Source organism: Pandoraea sp. PE-S2R-1, assembly GCF_002179865.1.
GTDB lineage: Bacteria > Pseudomonadota > Gammaproteobacteria > Burkholderiales > Burkholderiaceae > Pandoraea.
Genome location: NZ_NGUR01000010.1, coordinates 249,237 through 270,364, shown reverse-complemented (window position 1 = coordinate 270,364; position 21,128 = coordinate 249,237). Strand labels below are relative to the sequence as shown.

At 61.1% G+C, this 21,128-nt stretch carries 20 protein-coding genes and 1 tRNA gene; all 21 read left to right on the top strand.

Translation table 11 applies throughout. The features are described 5' to 3' along the window. Positions 1–212: 212 nt before the first annotated feature. Complete coding sequence (locus tag CDV44_RS11740; protein ID WP_170935957.1) at positions 213–2,186, top strand: diguanylate cyclase domain-containing protein; 1,974 nt, start codon at positions 213–215, stop codon at positions 2,184–2,186. A 299-nt stretch (positions 2,187–2,485) separates the two neighbouring features. Beyond that, positions 2,486–2,857, top strand: coding sequence for a LuxR C-terminal-related transcriptional regulator (locus tag CDV44_RS11735; protein WP_087688198.1), 372 nt, complete (start codon positions 2,486–2,488; stop codon positions 2,855–2,857). A 323-nt stretch (positions 2,858–3,180) separates the two neighbouring features. Continuing rightward, entirely contained in the window at positions 3,181–4,185 is a 1,005-nt protein-coding gene (locus CDV44_RS11730) for an NAD(P)H-quinone oxidoreductase (protein ID WP_087688197.1), read from the top strand. Positions 4,186–4,361: 176 nt separating this feature from the next. Further along, positions 4,362–5,129, top strand: a complete 768-nt coding sequence (gene tpiA, locus CDV44_RS11725) for a triose-phosphate isomerase (RefSeq protein ID WP_087688731.1) — start codon at positions 4,362–4,364, stop codon at positions 5,127–5,129. A gap of 90 nt (positions 5,130–5,219) precedes the next feature. After that, positions 5,220–5,588: a preprotein translocase subunit SecG gene (gene secG / locus CDV44_RS11720; RefSeq protein WP_087688196.1), complete on the top strand. Its 369-nt coding sequence runs from the start codon at positions 5,220–5,222 to the stop codon at positions 5,586–5,588. 142 nt (positions 5,589–5,730) lie between these two features. Further along, a tRNA-Leu gene (locus CDV44_RS11715) sits at positions 5,731–5,815 on the top strand. Positions 5,816–5,945: 130 nt separating this feature from the next. Then, the gene (locus tag CDV44_RS11710) at positions 5,946–6,305 is read left to right on the top strand and encodes an NADH-quinone oxidoreductase subunit A (protein WP_058379371.1); all 360 of its coding nucleotides are present in this window, start codon (positions 5,946–5,948) and stop codon (positions 6,303–6,305) included. 46 nt (positions 6,306–6,351) lie between these two features. Continuing rightward, on the top strand, positions 6,352–6,831 hold the full coding sequence (locus CDV44_RS11705) for an NADH-quinone oxidoreductase subunit B family protein (RefSeq protein ID WP_010807413.1): 480 nt from the start codon (positions 6,352–6,354) through the stop codon (positions 6,829–6,831). Between the two features lie 11 nt (positions 6,832–6,842). Beyond that, a complete protein-coding gene (locus CDV44_RS11700; protein ID WP_058379370.1) occupies positions 6,843–7,442 on the top strand; it encodes an NADH-quinone oxidoreductase subunit C in 600 nt (199 codons plus the stop codon). Positions 7,443–7,451: 9 nt separating this feature from the next. Then, positions 7,452–8,705, top strand: a complete 1,254-nt coding sequence (locus tag CDV44_RS11695; protein WP_087688195.1) for an NADH-quinone oxidoreductase subunit D — start codon at positions 7,452–7,454, stop codon at positions 8,703–8,705. A gap of 172 nt (positions 8,706–8,877) precedes the next feature. Continuing rightward, positions 8,878–9,378, top strand: coding sequence for an NADH-quinone oxidoreductase subunit NuoE (gene nuoE, locus CDV44_RS11690; RefSeq protein WP_058379368.1), 501 nt, complete (start codon positions 8,878–8,880; stop codon positions 9,376–9,378). Next, positions 9,375–10,667 (top strand): NADH-quinone oxidoreductase subunit NuoF, encoded by a 1,293-nt coding sequence (gene nuoF / locus CDV44_RS11685; protein WP_058379367.1) that lies wholly within the window; start codon positions 9,375–9,377, stop codon positions 10,665–10,667. Before nuoE ends, nuoF begins: the two co-directional genes overlap by 4 nt. Before the next feature lie 29 nt (positions 10,668–10,696). Continuing rightward, positions 10,697–13,009, top strand: a complete 2,313-nt coding sequence (nuoG, locus tag CDV44_RS11680) for an NADH-quinone oxidoreductase subunit NuoG (protein ID WP_087688194.1) — start codon at positions 10,697–10,699, stop codon at positions 13,007–13,009. Then, positions 13,010–14,074 (top strand): NADH-quinone oxidoreductase subunit NuoH, encoded by a 1,065-nt coding sequence (gene nuoH / locus CDV44_RS11675; RefSeq protein ID WP_058379365.1) that lies wholly within the window; start codon positions 13,010–13,012, stop codon positions 14,072–14,074. A 23-nt stretch (positions 14,075–14,097) separates the two neighbouring features. Beyond that, positions 14,098–14,589 carry an NADH-quinone oxidoreductase subunit NuoI gene (gene nuoI / locus CDV44_RS11670; protein WP_047907638.1) on the top strand — a complete coding sequence of 164 codons (492 nt, stop codon included), beginning with the start codon at positions 14,098–14,100 and terminating at the stop codon, positions 14,587–14,589. Positions 14,590–14,666: 77 nt separating this feature from the next. After that, positions 14,667–15,302, top strand: coding sequence for an NADH-quinone oxidoreductase subunit J (locus CDV44_RS11665; protein WP_058379364.1), 636 nt, complete (start codon positions 14,667–14,669; stop codon positions 15,300–15,302). A 9-nt stretch (positions 15,303–15,311) separates the two neighbouring features. After that, a complete protein-coding gene (gene nuoK, locus CDV44_RS11660) occupies positions 15,312–15,623 on the top strand; it encodes an NADH-quinone oxidoreductase subunit NuoK (protein ID WP_023596640.1) in 312 nt (103 codons plus the stop codon). 16 nt (positions 15,624–15,639) lie between these two features. Then, a complete protein-coding gene (gene nuoL / locus CDV44_RS11655; protein ID WP_058379363.1) occupies positions 15,640–17,688 on the top strand; it encodes an NADH-quinone oxidoreductase subunit L in 2,049 nt (682 codons plus the stop codon). A gap of 19 nt (positions 17,689–17,707) precedes the next feature. Beyond that, positions 17,708–19,189, top strand: a complete 1,482-nt coding sequence (locus CDV44_RS11650; protein WP_087688193.1) for an NADH-quinone oxidoreductase subunit M — start codon at positions 17,708–17,710, stop codon at positions 19,187–19,189. Positions 19,190–19,209: 20 nt separating this feature from the next. Further along, a complete protein-coding gene (gene nuoN, locus CDV44_RS11645) occupies positions 19,210–20,679 on the top strand; it encodes an NADH-quinone oxidoreductase subunit NuoN (protein WP_087688192.1) in 1,470 nt (489 codons plus the stop codon). Positions 20,680–20,736: 57 nt separating this feature from the next. Continuing rightward, a complete protein-coding gene (locus CDV44_RS11640; RefSeq protein WP_087688730.1) occupies positions 20,737–21,048 on the top strand; it encodes a DUF2818 family protein in 312 nt (103 codons plus the stop codon). Positions 21,049–21,128: the final 80 nt, after the last annotated feature.

Sequence of the window (21,128 nt, the reverse complement as noted above, 5' to 3'; positions counted from 1 at the left end):
GCCCCCATCTGGCGCGTTGGATGCGCAATTTTACGACGGGTTCGGTGCCGCTCGTGACGGACTGTGTCTCGATGCCCACTTTGGGTGCCGATGAGACTGTTACACGAAGGCGGCGAGTTTTGCTCAAGTTTCCCAAAACTGTGCCGTTTCGGGTGGTAAGCTCTCGCAAAAATGAACAAGAAGCAAGACTAGCTACTCTCGCACGGGTCGGTATGGTGAAGACGTTGAAGGGACGGGTTGCGGCCACGACGGCGCTCGTCTCGATGATATTGATCGTCGGCGTCGCCGTCGGTATTGAATTTTTCGTCTACGGAGAGTTGCGCAGCTCGTTGCAGGCCCAACTCGACAATCAGGTCAAGCTCGTGGCCGATCAGCTCGACGACAAGGTGCGGGCGAAGTATCTCGCGCTGCATCGCATTTCGCGTCACCTCGGCAATCCGTACGCGATGACACCCGCACAGCTCGATGCGTTCGCTAACGCGTCGGTGTCGATGCCCGAGACGTTCAATACCTTGTTTGTCGCGGCCCCCGATGGGCGCGTGATCTACGACTCGACCTTCCCCGCGACGCCGGTCAACGTTGCCGATCGCGACTATTTCAAAGCATTGCTCGCGGGCGCACCGCAGGCGATCTCCGGATTGATTGCCGGCAAGATCACGCGCTCGCCCGGCGTTGTGCTGGCCGTGCCCGTGCGTGACGCTGACGGGCGGATCACGGCCGTGGTGGGAGGGGCGGTCAACCTGTTGCGGCAGAACTTCATCGTCGATCTGGCGAGCAATGCCGTCGGTGACACCGGCCGCTATTGCCTGATCACGAATGAAACGCCAGCCCGCTATGTAATTCAGGCGGATGTCACCAAGATACTCACCGCCGTCGGCCCCGAGCAGACGCTGTGCGGTGTGCGCGATGCCGGTTCCAACGATCTCGTGCACATGCACCCGCTGGTGGCGCGCGCGGCGATGTCGACCACTGGATGGTCGCTGGTCGCCGTGTTGCCCGGGGTGGAAGCCTTCGACCCGCTGGCGAGGGTGCGGCGTCGCGTCGTGATGCTTGCCATCGCCGCTATCGCCATCGCGGCGTTCGTGATGTGGTGGGTGGCGCGTCGCATGCTGCGCCCGCTCGACACGCTGCGTGATCTGGTGGTGCGCAGCGCGAGCGATTTGCGTGCCATCCAGTCGTTGCCGGTACAGCGTGCCGATGAGATCGGCGCATTGGCGAACGCGTTTCGCGAAATGATGGAGCGTCTGGGTGATCGTACCGACGCGCTGGAGTCGTCGCGCGAAGCCGCGCGTGCCAATGTGCGCCGCATGCAGGAAATCGCCGACCGGGTGCCGTTTCTGGTGGCGTTTCTCGATGGCGAGGAGCGTTTCGCGTTTGTGAACCGGGCCTGTGAAGTGCGTCTGCGCCGCTCGCGCGAGCAAATTCTCGGGTCGACAGCGCAGGACTTGCTCGGCGCGTTGCTCTATCGCGAGTTCGCGCCGTATCTTGCGCGCGCGTACGCCGGCGAGGCCGCCACGTTTGTGTGGGATTTCGGCGAGAACAACGAGTATCGCTGCTTCGAGGTGAGTTATCAGCCGGAATGGGCGGCGAACGACGCGCTCGTCGGCGTGCACGTGTTCGTGCGCGACATCACGATCGAGCGCTCCAACGAACGCCGCTGGCGGCGAGAGTCGCACACCGATCACCTGACCGGGCTGCTCAATCGCAAGGGCTTCGATCAGGCGCTGGCCGCCGCCGTGCGCCGGGCGCGTGAGGGGGCAGGGGCACAGGCGCTGCTGTTCGTCGATCTCGATCGGTTCAAGCTGGTCAACGACACTTGGGGGCACGCGCTGGGTGACGAATTGCTGCGGCGTCTGGCCAAGCGGCTCGTGGCTTGCGTGCGGGAGAGCGACGATATCGCCCGTTTCGGTGGCGACGAGTTTGCGCTCATCATGCGTGACATCCACGATGTACAGGATGTCGAGCGCGCCGCGAAGGCCATTCTCGAAGTGGCTTCGCGACCGATGGCACTCTCGGTCGGCGATGTGGGAGTGGGTGCTTGCATCGGCGTGGCCATGGTGGCCTGCGGCGAAGACAAGACGCCGGACATGCTGTTTCAGGATGCCGACCGCGCACTCTACGACGCGAAGCACGGCGGGCGCGGCCGCTTCGTGTTCAGTGTTGGTGCATCGGCGCGATCGGTCTAAGCCGGTGCACTGTCAGTGAGTACGCAGCAACGGCGTCGGTCGTAACCAAGCCCGTTGCCATGGCGCTAGTAGTAAGTCAGCGCTCACCGGGGCTGCCAGTTGCTGCGCGAGTTGTTCTTGTCATCTCTGTGTCTTGTTGTGTCGCGCATTAGTCGCGGCCAATCGATAGCGCCTCGGCGATGAGCTTCCGTGTAGTTACGAACACAAATTGTCTGACGCACAATACGTGACGCCATCCGTTTGTAGCGGACTGCGACAGACGGTCCGGGCGTGGGGAAGTGATCGACCAGGAGGCAAGCATGAAACTCGAAGGCGGACGAAGCCGGGTAGTCACGCGGGTGGCTTCTGACGCAGGGTGGCGCGAAACGGGGTCGCGCCGTGAGCCGCCGCGGACATCGCATCGGAGACCGCGTGCGCGGCTCGACACCGATGCCACCGGGAACGAGACAAGACACGAGAGCCTGTCCGTTCGTGAAAACGAAGTGTTCCACATGTTGGTTGACGGCCTCGCCGTCAATGAAGTCGCTCACGCGCTGCATCTGAGTGAGCGAACGGTAACGTCGCATGTGATGCAAATCCTGCACAAGCTCGCGCTCGGGGACTGTGCGGAATTGATCGGCTACGCCGTGCGGTACGGGCTCGTCGATGAGGGCACTGAAGGCGCTGCTTGAGCGCGCTGCCTGAGCGCCTGTCGAACTAAAAGGAGTGCGCCGGTGTGCCGATGCAATGTCGGTGCGCGAGCGTGCCATTCGGACCTAACCCGGCGCGTCGGACGCGATCTTCGTGATGGCGGTACGACGCGCCAGTCACGCAGCGCTCGTCCGGCGTCGCAATGCTCCCCCTCCTCTGCCTTTCGGCGCTTATCCCTCGTCTCGATTACTGCCGCGCGTGCCCTGTGAGCCGACGCGAATTCGCGGTCGGTGATAAGGTACCGGCTCGAACCTATTTGACCTTTCCGCGCGAGATGCGCCCGGTACCTAACAAGGACAGACACATGAAAGCGATCGAGATCACGCAATTCGGCGCCCCTGAAGTGCTCAAGCTGACCGAGCGGGCGAAACCCGAGCTCAAGCCGGGCGAAGTGCTCATCAAGGTGAAGGCGTCCGGCGTGAATCGTCCCGACGTGCTGCAACGTATCGGTCAGTACCCGGTGCCGCCGGGCGCGTCGGATTTGCCGGGGCTCGAAGTGGCCGGCGAAATTGTCGAGGGCTCGCTGGACGGCGCCGACAATCGCTGGGGTCTGAAGATCGGCTCGCGTGTGTGCGCACTGGTGCAGGGTGGTGGTTACGCCGAGTACTGCACGGCGCCGCTCGCGCAGTGCTTGCCGGTGCCGGAAGGTCTCTCCGATGTGGAGGCGGCGTCGCTGCCGGAAACGTTCTTCACTGTGTGGAGCAACGTGTTCGATCGCGCACACCTCGGCAACACCGAAGCGGGCGAAAAGGAAACGTTGCTCGTGCAGGGCGGCACCAGCGGCATCGGCGTGACGGCGATCCAGTTGGCCGTGGCGCTCGGTCACCGCGTGTTCGCGACGGCAGGTTCCGACGAGAAGGCGCGTGCGTGCGAGGCGCTCGGTGCCGAGCGCGGTATCAACTACAAGACGGAAGACTTCGTCGCCATCGCGAAAGAACTCACGCAGGATCGCGGCGTGGACGTGGTGCTCGACATGGTCGGCGGCGATTATCTCCCGCGCGAAGTGCAGGCCCTCGCGTTCGATGGCCGCATTGCGATCATCGCGCTGCTCGGTGGCAGTAAGGCCACCCTCGACATGGGCGCGCTGCTGCGCCGCCGCCTGACGGTGACGGGCTCGACGCTGCGCCCGCGCTCGGTCGCCTTCAAGGCCGCGATTGCCCAAAAACTGCACGAGAAGGTTTGGCCGCTGTTCGCCGCTGGCAAGATTCGCCCGGTCATTTACCAGACATTCCCGGCAGAGCAGGCGGACAAAGCCCATGCCCTGATGGAAACCAGCACACACGTCGGCAAGATCGTACTGACTTGGTAAGCCGGATGGGAAGGGCGGGTAAAACTCGCGTGAAAGCACCGATTCATGCGGTTTTTCTCGCCTGATGTCCGGCGAAATTGACCCCCATAGCCCAGACGAACTAGAATGAGAGGTTTTTCGTCTATAAGCATGGGGGAGAAGGCGTGACATCTGCTATCGCAGCTTCGGCTCGCACCATCAGCCGCAAGGCTGGCAAGCTCGTCGTGGGCAACTGGAAACTGCACGGCAGTCTGGCCGGCAACGAGGCCCTGTTGGGCAGTCTGCTGGCATCGCCGGTATTGAGCGCATCGGGCGTGAGCGCCGCGGTGTGCGTGCCGTTCCCCTATCTTGCGCAATGCCAGGCGCGCCTCTCGGGGCAGGCGCTGGGTTATGGCGCGCAGGATGTGTCGGCGCAAGTGAATGGCGCGTTCACGGGTGAAGTGGCCGCGCCGATGATCGCCGAGTTTGGCGCGCAGTTCGTGATCGTGGGGCACTCGGAGCGTCGTCAGTACCATGGCGAGACCGATGCGAGTGTTGCTGCCAAGACGCTGCGCGTGCTCGACGCGGGCATGACGCCGATCGTCTGCGTGGGCGAAACGCTTGCCGAGCGTGATGCCGGCGACACGAAAGCTGTGGTGACCCGTCAGCTTGAGACGGTGCTGGCGGCGCTGAGCGCCGAGCAGGCCACGCAGATCGTCGTGGCCTACGAGCCGGTCTGGGCGATCGGTACCGGCAAGACGGCAACGTCGGCCGAGGCGCAGGCGGTACATGCGCATCTGCGCACGCTGCTGCGCGCGAAGGGTGCGGCAGTCGAGGATGTGGCGGTGTTGTACGGCGGCAGTGTGAAGCCGGACAACGCAGCCGAACTGTTTGCAATGCCCGACGTCGATGGCGGTCTGATCGGCGGTGCGGCATTGAAGGCAGCCGATTTTCTGGCAATTTGCGAGGCGGGTCTGCCGCGCTGATGCCGGTGCCATTTTTGTAATGGCACGAAATAGTCATGATGCGTCGCAACAAATGCGGCGCAAATCAGATTCTTCTATACGGGTGATGAGATGGGGTTGTTCAAAACGTTTTTGGTCGTGGTGCAGGTGCTTTCCGCGCTGGGCATCATCGGCCTGGTGTTGTTGCAGCATGGCAAGGGCGCCGACATGGGCGCTGCATTCGGTAGCGGTTCGTCGGGTAGTCTGTTCGGTGCTTCGGGCTCCGCCAACTTTTTGTCGCGCACCACGGCGGCATTGGCTGCCGTGTTCTTCGTGACCACGCTGGGCCTCACGTACATGGGTTCGTACAAGCCGAAGGCAAGCATCGGTGTCCTTGGTAATTTGCCCGCTGCAACGGCGCCGGTCGCCGCTTCGGCAGCAGGTGCATCGAGCGTTCCGGCACCGGCTTCGGTGGCGAATCCGCAAGACGTGCCCAAGTAATTGGCAAGCTGTTTTTGACGTGTAATAAGCGGTAAAGAAAATCGAAAAAAATTCGATTTGTGCATTGAACAAAATGCCGAAGAGCGCTACTATAGCGGTCTTGAAGCGATTCGTAAGTGACAGCGGATTGCAGACTATGAATGCCGACGTGGTGAAATTGGTAGACACGCTATCTTGAGGGGGTAGTGGCGAAAGCTGTGCGAGTTCGAGTCTCGCCGTCGGCACCACAGTTCTACGATGCCAGCCTTGCGTTTATGCTTTGGCTGGCATTTTATTTTGTGCTCACCGTTCATCCGCTTTCCGGTCCCCACACCATCGACGAGAGCGGTTCTTTGAACTAACCGAAAGAGGGTAGAGTTGAACCTCGGAACCTATTATCCCGTCCTGCTGTTTCTTCTGGTAGGTGGCGGTCTTGGGGCGGTACTGATTGGCGTCGGTAAATTCCTCGGCCCCAACAAACCCGACAGCGAAAAACTCTCTCCGTACGAGTGTGGCTTCGAAGCATTCGAAGACGCGCGCATGAAGTTCGATGTGCGCTACTATCTCGTCGCCATCCTTTTCATCCTGTTCGATCTCGAAACGGCATTCCTGTTTCCGTGGGGCGTAGCTCTGCGCGATATCGGCTGGGTGGGCTTTATCTCCATGATGGGTTTCCTGCTTGAGTTGCTGATCGGTTTCGTATTCCTGTGGAAGCGCGGTGCGCTTGACTGGGAATAAGGCCGGCGTTTGATAGCAGCATTGCAGAAGGATTCAGGGTAAGCATATGAGCATCGAAGGGGTTTTGCGCGAAGGGTTCGTCACCACCACGGCTGACAAACTCATCAATTGGACGCGCACGGGTTCGCTGTGGCCGATGACGTTCGGTCTCGCTTGTTGTGCAGTCGAAATGATGCACGCCGGCGCAGCGCGTTACGATCTTGACCGGTTTGGCGTGGTGTTTCGCCCGAGCCCGCGTCAGTCGGACGTGATGATCGTCGCCGGCACGCTGTGCAACAAGATGGCGCCTGCGCTGCGTAAGGTCTACGACCAGATGGCCGAGCCGCGCTGGGTGATCTCGATGGGGTCGTGCGCCAATGGCGGCGGCTACTATCACTATTCGTATTCGGTGGTACGCGGTTGCGACCGCATCGTGCCCGTCGACGTCTACGTGCCAGGCTGTCCGCCGACGGCCGAAGCGCTTGTCTACGGCATCATTCAGTTGCAGTCAAAGATCAAGCGGACTGCGACGATCGCTCGCAAATAACGCTACCGCCCATGTCTACACTAGAAAAACTCAAGACCACCCTGCAAAACGTGCTTGGCCCCCGCGCCGAGCTGTTGGTGGAAGCCCTTGACGAACTCACGTTGACGGTCAAGGCGAGCGACTATCTCGAAGTGGCGCACACGTTGCGCGATCACCCCGAGCTTAAGTTCGAACAGCTGATGGACGTAGCAGGCCTGGATTACTCGGCCTACGGCGACGGTGCCCATGACGGCCCGCGTTACGCTGCCGTCTCGCATCTCCTTTCGATTTCGTACAACTGGCGTCTGCGCGTTCGTGTGTTCGCGCCGGACGACGACCTGCCGGTCGTGGCCTCGTTGATCGACGTCTGGAGCTCGGCCAACTGGTTCGAGCGCGAAGCTTTCGATCTGGTGGGTATCGTGTTCGAAGGCCATCCGGACCTGCGCCGCATTCTGACGGACTACGGCTTCATCGGTCACCCGTTCCGCAAGGACTTCCCGACGTCGGGTTATGTCGAGATGCGTTACGACCCCGAGCAGAAGCGGGTGATCTATCAACCGGTGACGATCGAGCCGCGCGAAATTACGCCGCGCATCATCCGCGAAGAGCATTACGCCGGTCTGAAACATTAAGGTGGCCTTGTGGCAGACATCAAGAACTACACTCTGAACTTCGGTCCGCAGCACCCGGCAGCGCACGGCGTGCTGCGCCTGGTGCTCGAGCTGGATGGCGAAGTGATCCAGCGCGCCGATCCGCACATCGGCCTGCTGCACCGCGCGACCGAAAAGCTCGCTGAATCGAAGACGTTCCTGCAATCCGTGCCGTACATGGATCGTCTGGACTACGTCTCGATGATGTGCAACGAGCACGCTTACGTGATGGCGATCGAAAAGCTGATCGGCGTCGATGTGCCGATTCGCGCACAATACATCCGCGTGATGTTCGACGAAATCACGCGGATTCTGAACCACCTGATGTGGATTGGTTCCCACGCACTCGACGTGGGCGCGATGGCGGTGTTTCTGTACGCCTTCCGTGAGCGCGAAGACCTGTTCGACGTGTACGAAGCCGTCTCGGGTGCCCGCATGCACGCGGCTTACTACCGTCCGGGCGGTGTGTACCGCGATCTGCCGGAAGCGATGCCGAAGTACCGCGCGTCGAAGTTCCACAACGAGCGCGCCATCAAGCGGATGAACGAAGCCCGCGAAGGCTCGCTGCTCGACTTCATCGAAGATTTCGTGACGCGCTTCCCGAAGTGCGTCGACGAGTACGAAACGCTGCTCACCGACAACCGGATTTGGAAGCAACGTCTGGTCGGTATCGGTGTGGTGTCGCCGGAACGCGCGTTGCAGCTCGGCTTCTCGGGCGCGATGCTGCGCGGTTCGGGCATTGCCTGGGACTTGCGCAAGAAGCAGCCGTACGAAGTGTACGACCGCCTCGAGTTCGATATCCCGGTGGGCAAGGAAGGCGATTGCTACGACCGTTATCTGGTGCGCGTGGAAGAAATGCGCCAGTCGGCGAGTCTGGTGCGTCAATGCGTGAAGTGGCTGCGTGAGAATCCGGGTCCGGTGATCACGGATAACCACAAGGTGGCACCGCCGTCGCGCGTTGAAATGAAGTCGAACATGGAAGAGCTGATTCACCATTTCAAGCTCTTCACCGAAGGCTTCCACGTGCCGGCCGGCGAGACGTACGCCGCGATCGAGCACCCGAAGGGCGAGTTCGGCATCTATCTGGTGTCGGACGGCGCTAACAAGCCGTACCGCTTGAAGATTCGTGCGCCGGGCTTCGCCCATCTTTCTGCGCTCGACGAGATGGCCAAGGGTCACATGATTGCCGATGCTGTCGCAATCATCGGTACCCAGGACATCGTGTTCGGCGAGATCGATCGCTAAACGCGCAGTGGGCGCCCCCGGGCGCCCACCGGTTTTAATTCGGCAGGGTTTCGCAGGTCGATACCGTTGCCGTTCCTAGTTGCCGTGCCTGTGAGTCGCAGGCGACCGAGATGATCGGTTGCCCGTGCTGGCACGAGCGGGGATAACGTTTTAGAGAACAGTCGGATCGGAAATGCTTTCTCCCGAAGCCCTGAAGAAAATCGACCGTGCCGTTGCCAAATACCCTGCCGACCAGAAACAGTCGGCGGTGATGCACGCACTTGCCGTAGCGCAGGTCGAGAAAGGTTGGTTGTCGCCCGAAGTCATGCAATTCGTGGCGGACTACCTCGAAATGCCCGCAGTCGCGGTGCAAGAGGTCGCAACCTTCTACACCATGTTCAACACGAGCCCGGTGGGCAAGTTCAAGTTGACCGTGTGCACGAACCTGCCTTGCCAACTCACGCGTGGTGAAGAGATGGCGAAGTACCTGAAGGAAAAATTGGGCGTCGAATACAACGACATCACGCCCGATGGCCTCTTCACGGTCAAGGAAGGCGAGTGCATGGGCGCTTGCGGCGATGCCCCGGTCATGCTGGTGAACAATCACCGCATGTGCGGCTTCATGAGCGAAGAGAAGGTCGATGCGCTCCTCGATGAGCTCAAGGCCAAGGCCGCTGCCGGAGAGAAAGCATGACGTCGCTGCACAACCGTCACATCAAGCCGCTGATTCTTGCGGGCCTCAACGGCGATAACTGGCATCTGGAAGATTACGTCAAGCGCGGTGGTTACCAGCAGCTCGCACGTATTCTGAAAGAAGGCCTCACGCCCGAGCAGGTGATCGCCGACGTGAAGGCTTCGGGCCTGCGTGGTCGTGGAGGCGCTGGCTTCCCGACGGGTCTGAAGTGGAGCTTCATGCCGCGCGCCTTCCCGGGCCAGAAGTATCTCGTCTGCAATTCGGACGAAGGCGAACCGGGTACGTTCAAGGATCGCGACATCCTGCGCTACAACCCGCACGCCCTGATCGAAGGCATGGCCATCGGCGGTTTCGCCATGGGCATCACGGTCGGCTACAACTATATCCACGGTGAAATCTACGAAGTGTACGAACGCTTCGAAGAGGCGCTGGAAGAAGCGCGCGCCGCCGGGTATCTGGGCAACAACATTCTGGGCACGGACTTCTCGTTCGAGTTGCACGGTCACCATGGTTACGGTGCGTACATCTGCGGCGAAGAAACTGCGCTGCTCGAATCGCTCGAAGGCAAGAAGGGCCAACCGCGCTTCAAGCCGCCGTTCCCGGCGAGCTTTGGCCTGTACGGCAAGCCGACCACGATTAACAACACCGAAACGTTCGCAGCCGTGCCGTTCCTGCTTGCGACCGGTCCGCAGCAATACCTGGAAATGGGCAAGCCGAACAACGGCGGCACCAAGATTTTCTCGGTATCGGGCGACGTCGAGCTGCCGGGTAACTACGAAGTGCCGCTGGGTACGCCGTTCGGCGAACTGCTCGAACTGGCCGGTGGCATGCGTGGTGGCAAGAAGCTGAAGGCAGTGATCCCGGGCGGTTCGTCCGCGCCGGTCGTGCCGGCGGGTCTCATGATGGAAACCACCATGGACTACGACAGCATCGCCAAGGCTGGCTCGATGCTGGGTTCGGGGGCGGTGATCGTCATGGACGAGACGCGCTGCATGGTGCGTTCGCTGTTGCGTCTGTCGTACTTCTACTACGAAGAATCGTGCGGTCAGTGCACGCCGTGCCGTGAAGGTACTGGCTGGCTGTGGCGCGTGGTCAACCGTATCGAGCATGGTGAGGGCCGCAAGGAAGATCTCGACCTGCTGAACTCGGTGGCCGAGAACATCATGGGCCGTACCATTTGCGCGCTCGGCGATGCCGCAGCGATGCCGGTGCGCGGCATGCTCAAACACTTCTGGGACGAGTTCGCCTACCACGTCGAGCACAAGCATTGCTTGGTCGGCGCTCACTAATCCCTTTTGACGCTTGGCATTGAACCGCTATGGTTGAAATCGAAATTGACGGCCAAAAGGTCGAGGTGCCCGAAGGCAGCATGGTGATCCAGGCTGCCAAGAAGAACGGCACCTATATTCCCCACTTCTGCTATCACAAGAAATTGTCGATCGCAGCGAACTGCCGCATGTGTCTGGTCGAGGTCGAGAAGGCCCCGAAGGCCGTGCCGGCCTGCGCCACGCCCGTTGCCAACGGCATGATCGTGCGCACCAACTCCGATAAGGCTGTGAAGGCGCAGCAATCGGTGATGGAGTTCCTGCTGATCAATCACCCGCTCGACTGCCCGATCTGCGATCAGGGCGGTGAGTGCCAACTTCAGGACTTGGCGGTTGGTTACGGCAAGTCGGCATCGCGCTACCAGGAAGAGAAGCGTGTGGTGTTCCACAAGAATGTGGGCCCGCTGATCTCGATGGAAGAAATGTCGCGCTGCATCCACTGCACGCGTTGCGTGCGCTTCGGTCAGGAAGTGGCCGGGGTGATGGAGTTCGGCATGCTGGGCCGCGGTGAGCACTCGGAAATCACGTCGTTCGTCGGCAAGACGGTCGACTCCGAACTGTCCGGCAACATGATCGATCTGTGCCCGGTTGGCGCACTGACGTCGAAGCCGTTCCGTTACAGCGCCCGTACGTGGGAACTGTCGCGCCGCAAGTCGGTGAGCCCTCACGATGGCGTGGGTGCGAACCTCGTGGTGCAAGTGAAGAACAACAAGGTCATGCGCGTGGTACCGCTCGAAAACGAAGCGGTCAACGAGTGCTGGATCTCGGACAAGGATCGTTTCTCGTACGAAGGTCTGAACAGCGACGAGCGCCTCACCAAGCCGATGCTCAAGCAAGGCGGCGAGTGGCACGAAGTCGACTGGCAGACGGCGCTTGAGTACGTCGGCCACGGCCTGACTGACATCATCCGCGACTTCGGCGCCGATGCCGTTGCCGGTCTGGCCTCGCCGCACGCCACCGTCGAAGAACTGCACCTGCTGCAAAAGTTCGTGCGCGCACTGGGCAGCGACAACGTCGACTTCCGCCTGCGTCAGACGGACGTGTCGGGCGGTACGAAGGGTGCCCCGTGGCTCGGCCTGCCGATCACGGAACTCGACAAGCTGCAAAGCGCACTGGTCGTCGGTTCGTTCCTGCGCAAGGATCATCCGCTGTTCGCGTCGCGTCTGCGCACCGCTGTGAAGACAGGCGGTCAGCTGAACCTGCTGCACGGCTCGGACGACGATCTGCTCGTGAAGCTCGCGAACAAGATCATCGCCGCACCGGGCGCGTGGGTCAGCGAACTGGCCGGTATTGCTGTGGCTGCCGCCGCTGCCAAGGGTGTTGCTGCCCCGGCAGAGCTGGCTGGTGTGACCGCCAGCGACGCCGCCAAGGCCATCGCCGCTTCGCTGATCAACGGCGAGCGTCGCGCGATCCTGCTCGGCAACGCAGCGGTTCAGCATCCGGAATTCGCACAACTGCACGCGATCGCGCAAGTGATCGCTGACATCACGGGCGCCACGCTGGGCTTCCTGACCGAAGGCGCCAACACGGTCGGCGGCTACGCAGTGAAGGCCACCAACGCCAAGGGCGCTGCGGCACTGTTCGCACAGCCGCGTCAGGCTTACGTGCTGCTCAACGCCGAACCCGAGTTCGACTCGGCCGACGCGAAGCAAGCACTCGCGGCCCTGAGCGCCGCGAAGATGGTGGTCTCGCTCTCGCCGTTCAAGCACGGCCTCGAGTACGCCGACGTGCTGCTGCCGATCGCCCCGTTCACGGAAACGGCCGGTACGTTCGTCAACGCCGAAGGCCTGCCGCAACACTTCAACGGTGTGGTGCGCGCGCTGGGTGAGACGCGTCCGGGCTGGAAGGTGCTGCGCGTGCTGGGCAACCTGCTCAAGCTGCAAGGTTTCGAACAGGACACCGTGGAACAAGTGCGTGCCGAAGCGCTCGCCGGTTTCTCGGCGGCCTCGCTCGACAACCGTGCCACGGCAACGCTGGCCGCACCGAAGGCTGCTGCACAGGGTCTTCAGCGTCTGGCCGACGTGCCGATCTACGCTGCCGACGCGCTGGTGCGTCGCGCTCCGTCGCTGCAACTGACCAACGATGCGAAGGCATCGCTGCGTGCCACGCTGCCGGCTGCGCTGTTCGACAGCCTGGGCCTCGCTGCCGGCGACGCCGTGCGCGTGCGCCAGGGCGACGCGGTGGTCACGCTGCCGGCCGCGCGCTCGGAAACGTTGCCTGCCAATGTGGTGCGCGTCCCGGCAGCCACGCCGGCGTCTGCCGCGCTTGGCGCGATGTTCGGTGAAATTTCGGTGGAGAAGGCGTAAATGAGCCTGAACGAAGTCATCAATCAATACGGCACGCAACTGCTGGGCGTGGCCTGGCCGACGGTGTGGGCGCTGGTCCGCATCCTCGTCGTGGCCGTGATCCTGCTGCTGTGCGTGGCGTACCTGATTCTGTGGGAGCGCAAGCTCATCGGCTGGATGCACGTGCGTCTCGGTCCGAACCGCGTGGGTCCGGCCGGTCTGTTGCAGCCGATCGCCGACGTGTTGAAGCTCCTGCTCAAGGAAGTCATCACGCCGACGCAGGTCAGCAAGGGCATTTACGCCATCGCCCCGGTGATGGCCGTGCTGCCGGCCTTCGCGATCTGGGCGGTCATCCCGTTCCAGCCGGGCGCAGTGCTCGCCGACGTGAACGCCGGTCTGCTCTACGCGATGGCGATTTCGTCGATCGGTGTGTACGGCGTGATTCTGGCCGGTTGGGCATCGAACTCGAAATACGCTTTCCTCGGCGCCATGCGCGCGTCGGCCCAGATGATTTCGTATGAAATCGCCATGGGCTTCGCGCTGGTGTGTGTGCTGATGACGGCCGGCTCGCTGAATCTGTCGGACATCGTGCGCTCGCAAGAGCACGGCATGTTCGCCAGCATGGGCGTGAACCTGTTGTCGTGGAACTGGCTGCCGCTGCTGCCGATGTTCGTCGTGTACTTCGTCTCGGGTATCGCGGAAACGAACCGCCACCCGTTCGACGTGGTGGAAGGCGAATCGGAAATCGTGGCCGGTCACATGATCGAATACTCGGGCATGGGCTTCGCGCTCTTCTTCCTGGCCGAGTACATCAACATGATCATCATCTCGGCGTTGGCCTCGGTGCTGTTCCTGGGTGGCTGGAGTGCGCCGTTCGGCTTCCTGTCGTTCATCCCGGGTGTGTTCTGGCTGGCGTTTAAGGTGTTCCTGCTGCTGTCGGTGTTCATTTGGGTACGTGCGACGTTCCCGCGCTACCGCTACGACCAGATCATGCGTCTGGGCTGGAAAGTTTTCCTGCCGCTGACGATTGTCTGGGTGATCGTGGTGGGTGTCTGGATCATGTCCCCCTGGAACATCTGGGGCTGAGGCGAACGGAGTAGAGGAATCCCATGGTAAGGGCAATCAAAGACTTTTTTGGCAGTTTCCTGTTGTTGGAACTGCTCAAGGGCATGGCGCTCACAGGGCGCTACACGTTCGCACGCAAAGTGACCGTGCAGTTTCCGGAAGAGAAGACGCCGCTGTCGCCGCGTTTTCGCGGTCTGCATGCGCTGCGCCGCTATCCGAACGGTGAAGAGCGTTGCATCGCATGCAAGTTGTGCGAAGCGGTGTGCCCGGCAATGGCCATCACGATCGAATCGGAAGTGCGTGACGACAATACCCGTCGCACCACGCGATACGACATCGATCTGACCAAGTGCATCTTTTGCGGCTTCTGCGAAGAAAGCTGCCCGGTGGACTCGATCGTCGAAACGCACATCCTCGAGTATCACGGCGAGAAGCGTGGCGATCTGTACTTCACCAAAGAGATGTTGCTCGCGGTGGGCGATCGTTACGAAAACGAAATCGCGGCGGCCAAGGCGGCCGATGCGCCGTACCGTTAATGCAGGGCAGGGCGCGACGCTCGTCGGCGCGCCCGGTACGGCTTGACGTTGGCTAATTTGGCGACACTCCGGTGATTATGGAATTCACAACCTTACTTTTCTACGTGTTTGCGCTGATCCTCGTGGTCTCGGGTCTGAAGGTCGTGACCTCGCGCAACCCCGTGCAGTCGGCACTGTTCCTGGTGCTGGCCTTCTTCAACGCTGCTGCGATCTGGATGCTTCTCGAGGCTGAGTTCCTCGCGATCATGCTGGTGCTCGTGTATGTCGGCGCGGTGATGGTGCTGTTCCTGTTCGTGGTGATGATGATCGACATCAATCTCGACGAACTGCGACGCGGTTTCGGCAAGTTCATTCCGCTGGCGAGTACCGTCGGCGCGATCATGATCGTCGAAGCGGCGCTTGTGCTGATGCGCGGCTACGGTGCCACGCGTGCGCCGGTCAAGGCCGTATCGGCCCCCGACGTGCCGAACACCAAGGCGCTCGGCATTGCGCTGTACACCGACTATATCTTTGCCTTCGAAGTGGCAGGTCTGATCCTGCTGGTGGCGGTGGTTGCAGCGATTGCGCTGACCATGCGTACCCGTAAGGATCACAAACAGACCGACCCGAGCAAGCAGGTGCGCGTGAAGAAACACGAGCGCGTGCGTCTGGTGTCGATGCCCGCCGAAGCCCGGCAGCAGTCCACCGGCGCCGACACGCCGGCGGCGGAATAAGGAGCCAGCATGATGTCGTTGTCGCTAGCGCATTACCTGGTGTTGGGCGCGATTCTCTTCGCGATCAGCATTACCGGTATTTTCCTCAACCGCAGAAATGTGATCGTGCTGCTGATGGCCATCGAGCTGATGTTGCTCGCGGTCAATCTGAACTTCGTCGCGTTCTCGCATTACCTGGGCGACATTGCCGGTCAGGTATTCGTGTTCTTCATCCTTACGGTGGCCGCCGCAGAAGCTGCGATTGGCCTGGCCATTCTGGTCACGTTGTTCCGTAAGCTCGAAACGGTCAACGTCGAAGATCTCGACCGCCTCAAGGGTTAATAAAGCGAACGCTGTTATGGCATCCACACTGAATCCCACACTGTTGCTCGCGATCCCGCTGGCGCCGCTGGCCGGGTCCGTGATCGCCGGTCTGTTCGGCAAGCAAGTCGGACGCGCGGGCGCGCACACGGTCACGATCCTTGGCGTGCTGGTCGCGTTTATCCTTTCGGTCATGACGTTCCTCGACGTCATGAACGGGGCGAGCTTCAACGCCACCGTCTACGAATGGGCACGCATCGGCGACCTGAAGCTCGAGATCGGCTTCCTGATCGACACCCTCACCGTCACGATGATGTGCGTGGTCACGTCCGTCTCGCTGATGGTGCACATCTACACCATCGGCTACATGGCGGAAGATCCTGGCTACCAGCGCTTCTTCTCGTACATCTCGCTGTTCACGTTCTCGATGTTGATGCTCGTCATGAGCAACAACTTCCTGCAACTGTTCTTCGGCTGGGAAGCGGTGGGTCTGGTCTCGTACCTGCTGATCGGTTTCTGGTACACGCGTCCGACGGCCATCTACGCCAACATGAAGGCGTTCCTGGTCAACCGCGTGGGTGACTTCGGTTTCCTGCTCGGTATCGGTCTGCTGCTGGCCTTCACGGGCACGCTGAACTACGGCGAAGTGTTCGCCAAGGCCAACGATGTCGCGGCCCTGTCGTTCCCGGGCACCGACTGGCGCCTGATTACCGTGGCCTGTATCTGCCTGTTCATCGGCGCCATGGGTAAGTCGGCACAGTTCCCGCTGCACGTCTGGCTGCCGGACTCGATGGAAGGCCCGACCCCGATCTCGGCACTGATCCACGCGGCCACCATGGTGACCGCCGGTATCTTCATGGTGAGCCGCATGTCGCCGCTGTTCGAACTCTCGGACACCGCGCTGTCGTTCATCACGATCATCGGTGCGATCACGGCGTTGTTCATGGGCTTCCTGGGCATGATCCAGAACGACATCAAGCGTGTCGTGGCCTACTCGACGCTCTCGCAGCTCGGTTACATGACGGTCGCGCTCGGCGTGTCGGCCTACCCGGTCGCCATCTTCCACCTGATGACGCACGCGTTCTTCAAGGCGCTGCTGTTCCTCGGTGCCGGTTCGGTGATCATGGGCATGCACCACGATCAGGACATGCGCAACATGGGCGGCCTGTGGAAGTACATGCCGATCACGTGGATCACGTCGCTGCTCGGTTCGCTCGCATTGATCGGTACGCCGTTCTTCGCCGGTTTCTACTCGAAGGACTCGATCATCGAAGCCGTGGCCGCCTCGCATCTGCCGGGTTCGGGCTTCGCGTACTTCGCAGTGGTCGCCAGCGTCTTCGTGACCGCGTTCTATTCGTTCCGTATGTACTTCCTCGTCTTCCACGGCAAGGAGCGTTTCGGTCAGGCACATCATGACCACCACGACGCCCACCATGCAGAAGAAGAGGACGATCACGGCGAACACCACGGTCTGGCCCCGGGTCAGAAGCCGCACGAATCGCCGGCCGTTGTGACGATTCCGCTGATCCTGCTGGCGATTCCGTCGGTGATCATCGGTGCCATCGCGATCGCGCCGATGCTGTTCAGCTCGTTCTTCAAGCAAGGCGTGGCGTTCAAGGACGTCATCTTCATCGGCGAGAATCACCCGGCGATGGAAGAACTGAGCCACGAATTCCACGGCTGGGTTGCCATGGCGGTGCACTCGTTCGGCACGCTGCCGATCGCACTGTCGGCACTGGGTATCTTGCTGGCCGCGTTCTTCTACCTCAAGCGTCCGGACATTCCGGAAGCTCTGAAGAACCGCTTCTCGGGCATCTACAACTTGCTCGATAACAAGTACTACATGGACAAGATCAATGAAGTGGTCTTCGCCAAGGGCGCGCTGAAAATCGGCCGCGGCCTGTGGAAGGCAGGCGATCAGGGTCTGATCGACGGCGCCGTCGTCAACGGCAGCGCACGTCTGGTGGGCTGGCTCGCCGGCGTCATCCGCTTCATGCAATCGGGTTACATCTATCACTACGCGTTCGCCATGATCATCGGCATGCTCGGGCTCCTGACGCTGTTTGTGACGTTGAACGGCAAGTAAAAGGGGGAGCCACAAAAAAATGCAATCGCTACCGCTTCTGAGTCTGGCCATTTGGCTGCCCATCTTGTCGGGGATCGTTGTCCTCGCGGTGGGAAATGACCGTAACCCGACGGGTGCCCGTGTTCTGGCGCTTATCGGTTCGCTGCTGAGCTTCCTGGTCACGCTGCCGCTGATCTCGAACTTCGACGCCAACACGTCGGCCTTCCAGTACGTCGAAAAGACGAGCTGGATTGCACGCTTTCACATCAACTACTTCCTGGGCATCGACGGCATTTCGCTGTGGCTGGTGGTGCTCACCGCGCTGATCACGGTGATCGTGGTGATCGCGGGCTGGGAAGTGATTACCGAACGCGTGGCGCAGTACATGGCCGCGTTCCTGATCCTCTCGGGTCTGATGATCGGCGTGTTCTCGGCGCAAGACGGCCTGCTGTTCTACGTCTTCTTCGAAGCCACGCTGATCCCGATGTACCTGATCATCGGTGTGTGGGGCGGTCCGAACCGGGTGTACGCCGCGTTCAAGTTCTTCCTGTACACGCTGCTCGGCTCGCTGCTGATGCTGGTCGCGCTGATCTATCTGTACAACGCGACGGGTTCGTTCACGCTGACCGACTGGTACGCGGCGAAGATCCCGATGAACGTGCAGATACTGCTGTTCGTGGCGTTCTTCATGGCATTCGCGGTGAAGGTGCCGATGTGGCCGGTGCATACCTGGCTGCCGGACGCTCACGTGGAAGCCCCGACCGGCGGCTCGGTCGTGCTGGCCGCGATCATGCTGAAGCTGGGCGCGTATGGTTTCCTGCGCTTCTCGCTGCCGATCGCACCGGATGCCAGCCACTATCTGTCGGGCTTCATGGTGACGCTCGCACTGATCGCCGTCGTCTACATCGGCCTCGTGGCGCTGGTGCAGACCGACATGAAGAAACTGGTGGCTTACTCGTCGATCGCTCACATGGGCTTCGCGATTCTGGGCTTCTTCATGTTCAGCGAAATCGGCATGCAGGGTGCGCTGGTGCAGATGATCTCGCACGGCTTCGTGTCGGGCGCGATGTTCCTGTGTATCGGCGTGCTGTATGACCGCATGCACTCGCGCAACATCGCCGACTACGGCGGTGTGGTGAACACGATGCCGAAGTTTGCCGCGTTCTTCATGCTGTTCGCGATGGCCAACAGCGGCCTGCCGGCAACGTCGGGCTTCGTGGGTGAGTTCCTGGTGATTCTGGGTGCCGTGAAGCTGAACTTCTGGGTGGGTCTGCTTGCAGCCACTTCGCTGATCACCGGTGCTGCGTATTCGCTGTGGATGTACAAGCGCGTGATCTTCGGTGCGATTGCCAACGACCACGTGCGCGAGCTGATCGATATCAACAAGCGCGAGTTCTTCATGCTGGCCGTGTTGGCTGCACTCACGCTGTTCATGGGTATCTATCCGAAGCCTTTCACGGACCTGATGCACACCTCCGTGGTTAACCTCCTCGCCCACGTGGCGCAGACCAAGCTGCCGTAATCGGGGAGGAAATCTAGATCATGCAAAACATTAATCTGCTGCCTGCGTTGCCGGAGGCCATCCTGCTGCTCATGATCCTCGTGATCATGATGTGCGACGCGTTCCTCGGCCAGACGCGCAAGCTGAACTACGTTCTGGCACTCATCACGACGGCGGTCGTGTCGGTGCTGTGGGCGTGCAACGCCAGTGACCCGGCGTCGCACTACCTGTTCGGCAATGTGTTCGTCGCCGACCCGATGTCGAACCTGCTCAAGGCCTTCGGTGGTCTGGCAACGTTCATGACGTTCGTCTACGGCCAGAAGTATCTGGAAGCGCGCGGCCTGGCCCGTGGCGACTTCTACATCCTCAGCTTGTTCTCGCTGCTGGGGCTGTCGGTGATGATCTCGGGCAACAACTTCCTGACGCTGTATCTGGGTCTGGAACTGATGTCGCTGTCGCTGTACGCCCTCGCTGCCGTGTGGCGCGATTCGGCCAACGCGACCGAGTCGGCCATGAAGTACTACGTGCTGGGTGCGCTCGCTTCGGGCTTCCTGCTGTACGGCATGTCGATGATGTACGGCGCGACGGGTTCGCTCGAACTGGCCAAGGTCTTCGAAGTCATCGCTTCGGGCGCGGTCAACAAGATCGTGCTGGTGTTCGGCGTGGTGTTCATCGTGGCCGGTCTGGCGTTCAAGCTCGGTGCTGCGCCGTTCCACATGTGGGTGCCGGACGTCTATCAAGGCGCCCCGACCCCGGTTACGCTGCTGATCGGCGGCGCGCCGAAGCTGGGTGCGTTTGCGCTGCTGCTGCGCTTGCTCGTCGAAGGCATGCTGCCGCTGGCGATCGACTGGCAACAGATGCTGATCATCATGGCGGTGCTCTCGCTGGTGATCGGTAACCTGACGGCCATCGTACAGACCAACGTCAAGCGTCTGCTGGCGTACTCGACGATCTCGCACATGGGCTTCGTGCTGCTGGGCATGCTCTCGGGCGTGGTGGGCGGCAAGATCGACGGTATCGCCGACGCGTACGGTTCGTCGCTGTTCTACAGCGTGATCTATCTGCTGACGACGCTGGGCACGTTCGGTATCGTGCTGCTGCTCTCGCGCAAGGGTTTCGAAGCCGAAAACCTGTCGGATCTGAAGGGCCTGAACCAGCGTAGCCCGTGGTTTGCCTTCGTCATGCTGATGTTGATGTTCTCGCTGGCCGGCATTCCGCCGCTGGCAGGCTTCTACGCCAAGCTGGCAGTGCTTCAGGCGGTGATCAACGCCGGTATGGTGTGGCTGGCCGTCGTGGCCGTGATCGCTTCGCTGATCGGTGCGTTCTACTACCTGCGTGTCGTGAAGCTGATGTACTTCGACAAGCCGGAAGACAGCAACGCGCTGGAAGGCAGCGGCACGATGCGTCTGGTGCTCTCGCTCAACGGTCTGGTGCTGGTGTACCTCGGCCTGATGCCGGGTCCGCTGATGGACTGGTGCCTGCGCACGATCAAGCTGACTTTGGCGAGCTAATACCGGCAAGCTGAAGCTAGCCGACGAGACGAAAGACAGGAGACACGAACGATGGGTATGACAGCAGGTGGTACGCTTGTGATTCTGCTGGCGCTGCTCGGCGCGAACCTGCCGTTCGTGAACCAGCGACTGTTCGGCTTCATCCCCCGCAAGGTGCCGGTGAAGTCGTTGTGGCTGCGTCTGCTGGAGATGGTGGTGGCGTACTTTGTGGTCGGTGCACTCGGCTATCTGATCGAGAAAAGCATCGGCAACGTGTTCGCTCAGGGCTGGGAGTTCTACGCGGTGACGGCGAGCCTGTTTGTCGTGTTCGCGTTTCCGGGGTTCGTCTACCGGTACTTGTGGCGTCATCGACCGGCGGCTGCCGCGTAAGATGTTGGCTTCATGAGACGCCGCCCACTGGGCGGCGTTTTGTTTTGTATGGTTTTGTATGGGTTTTGAACCGGTTTCGT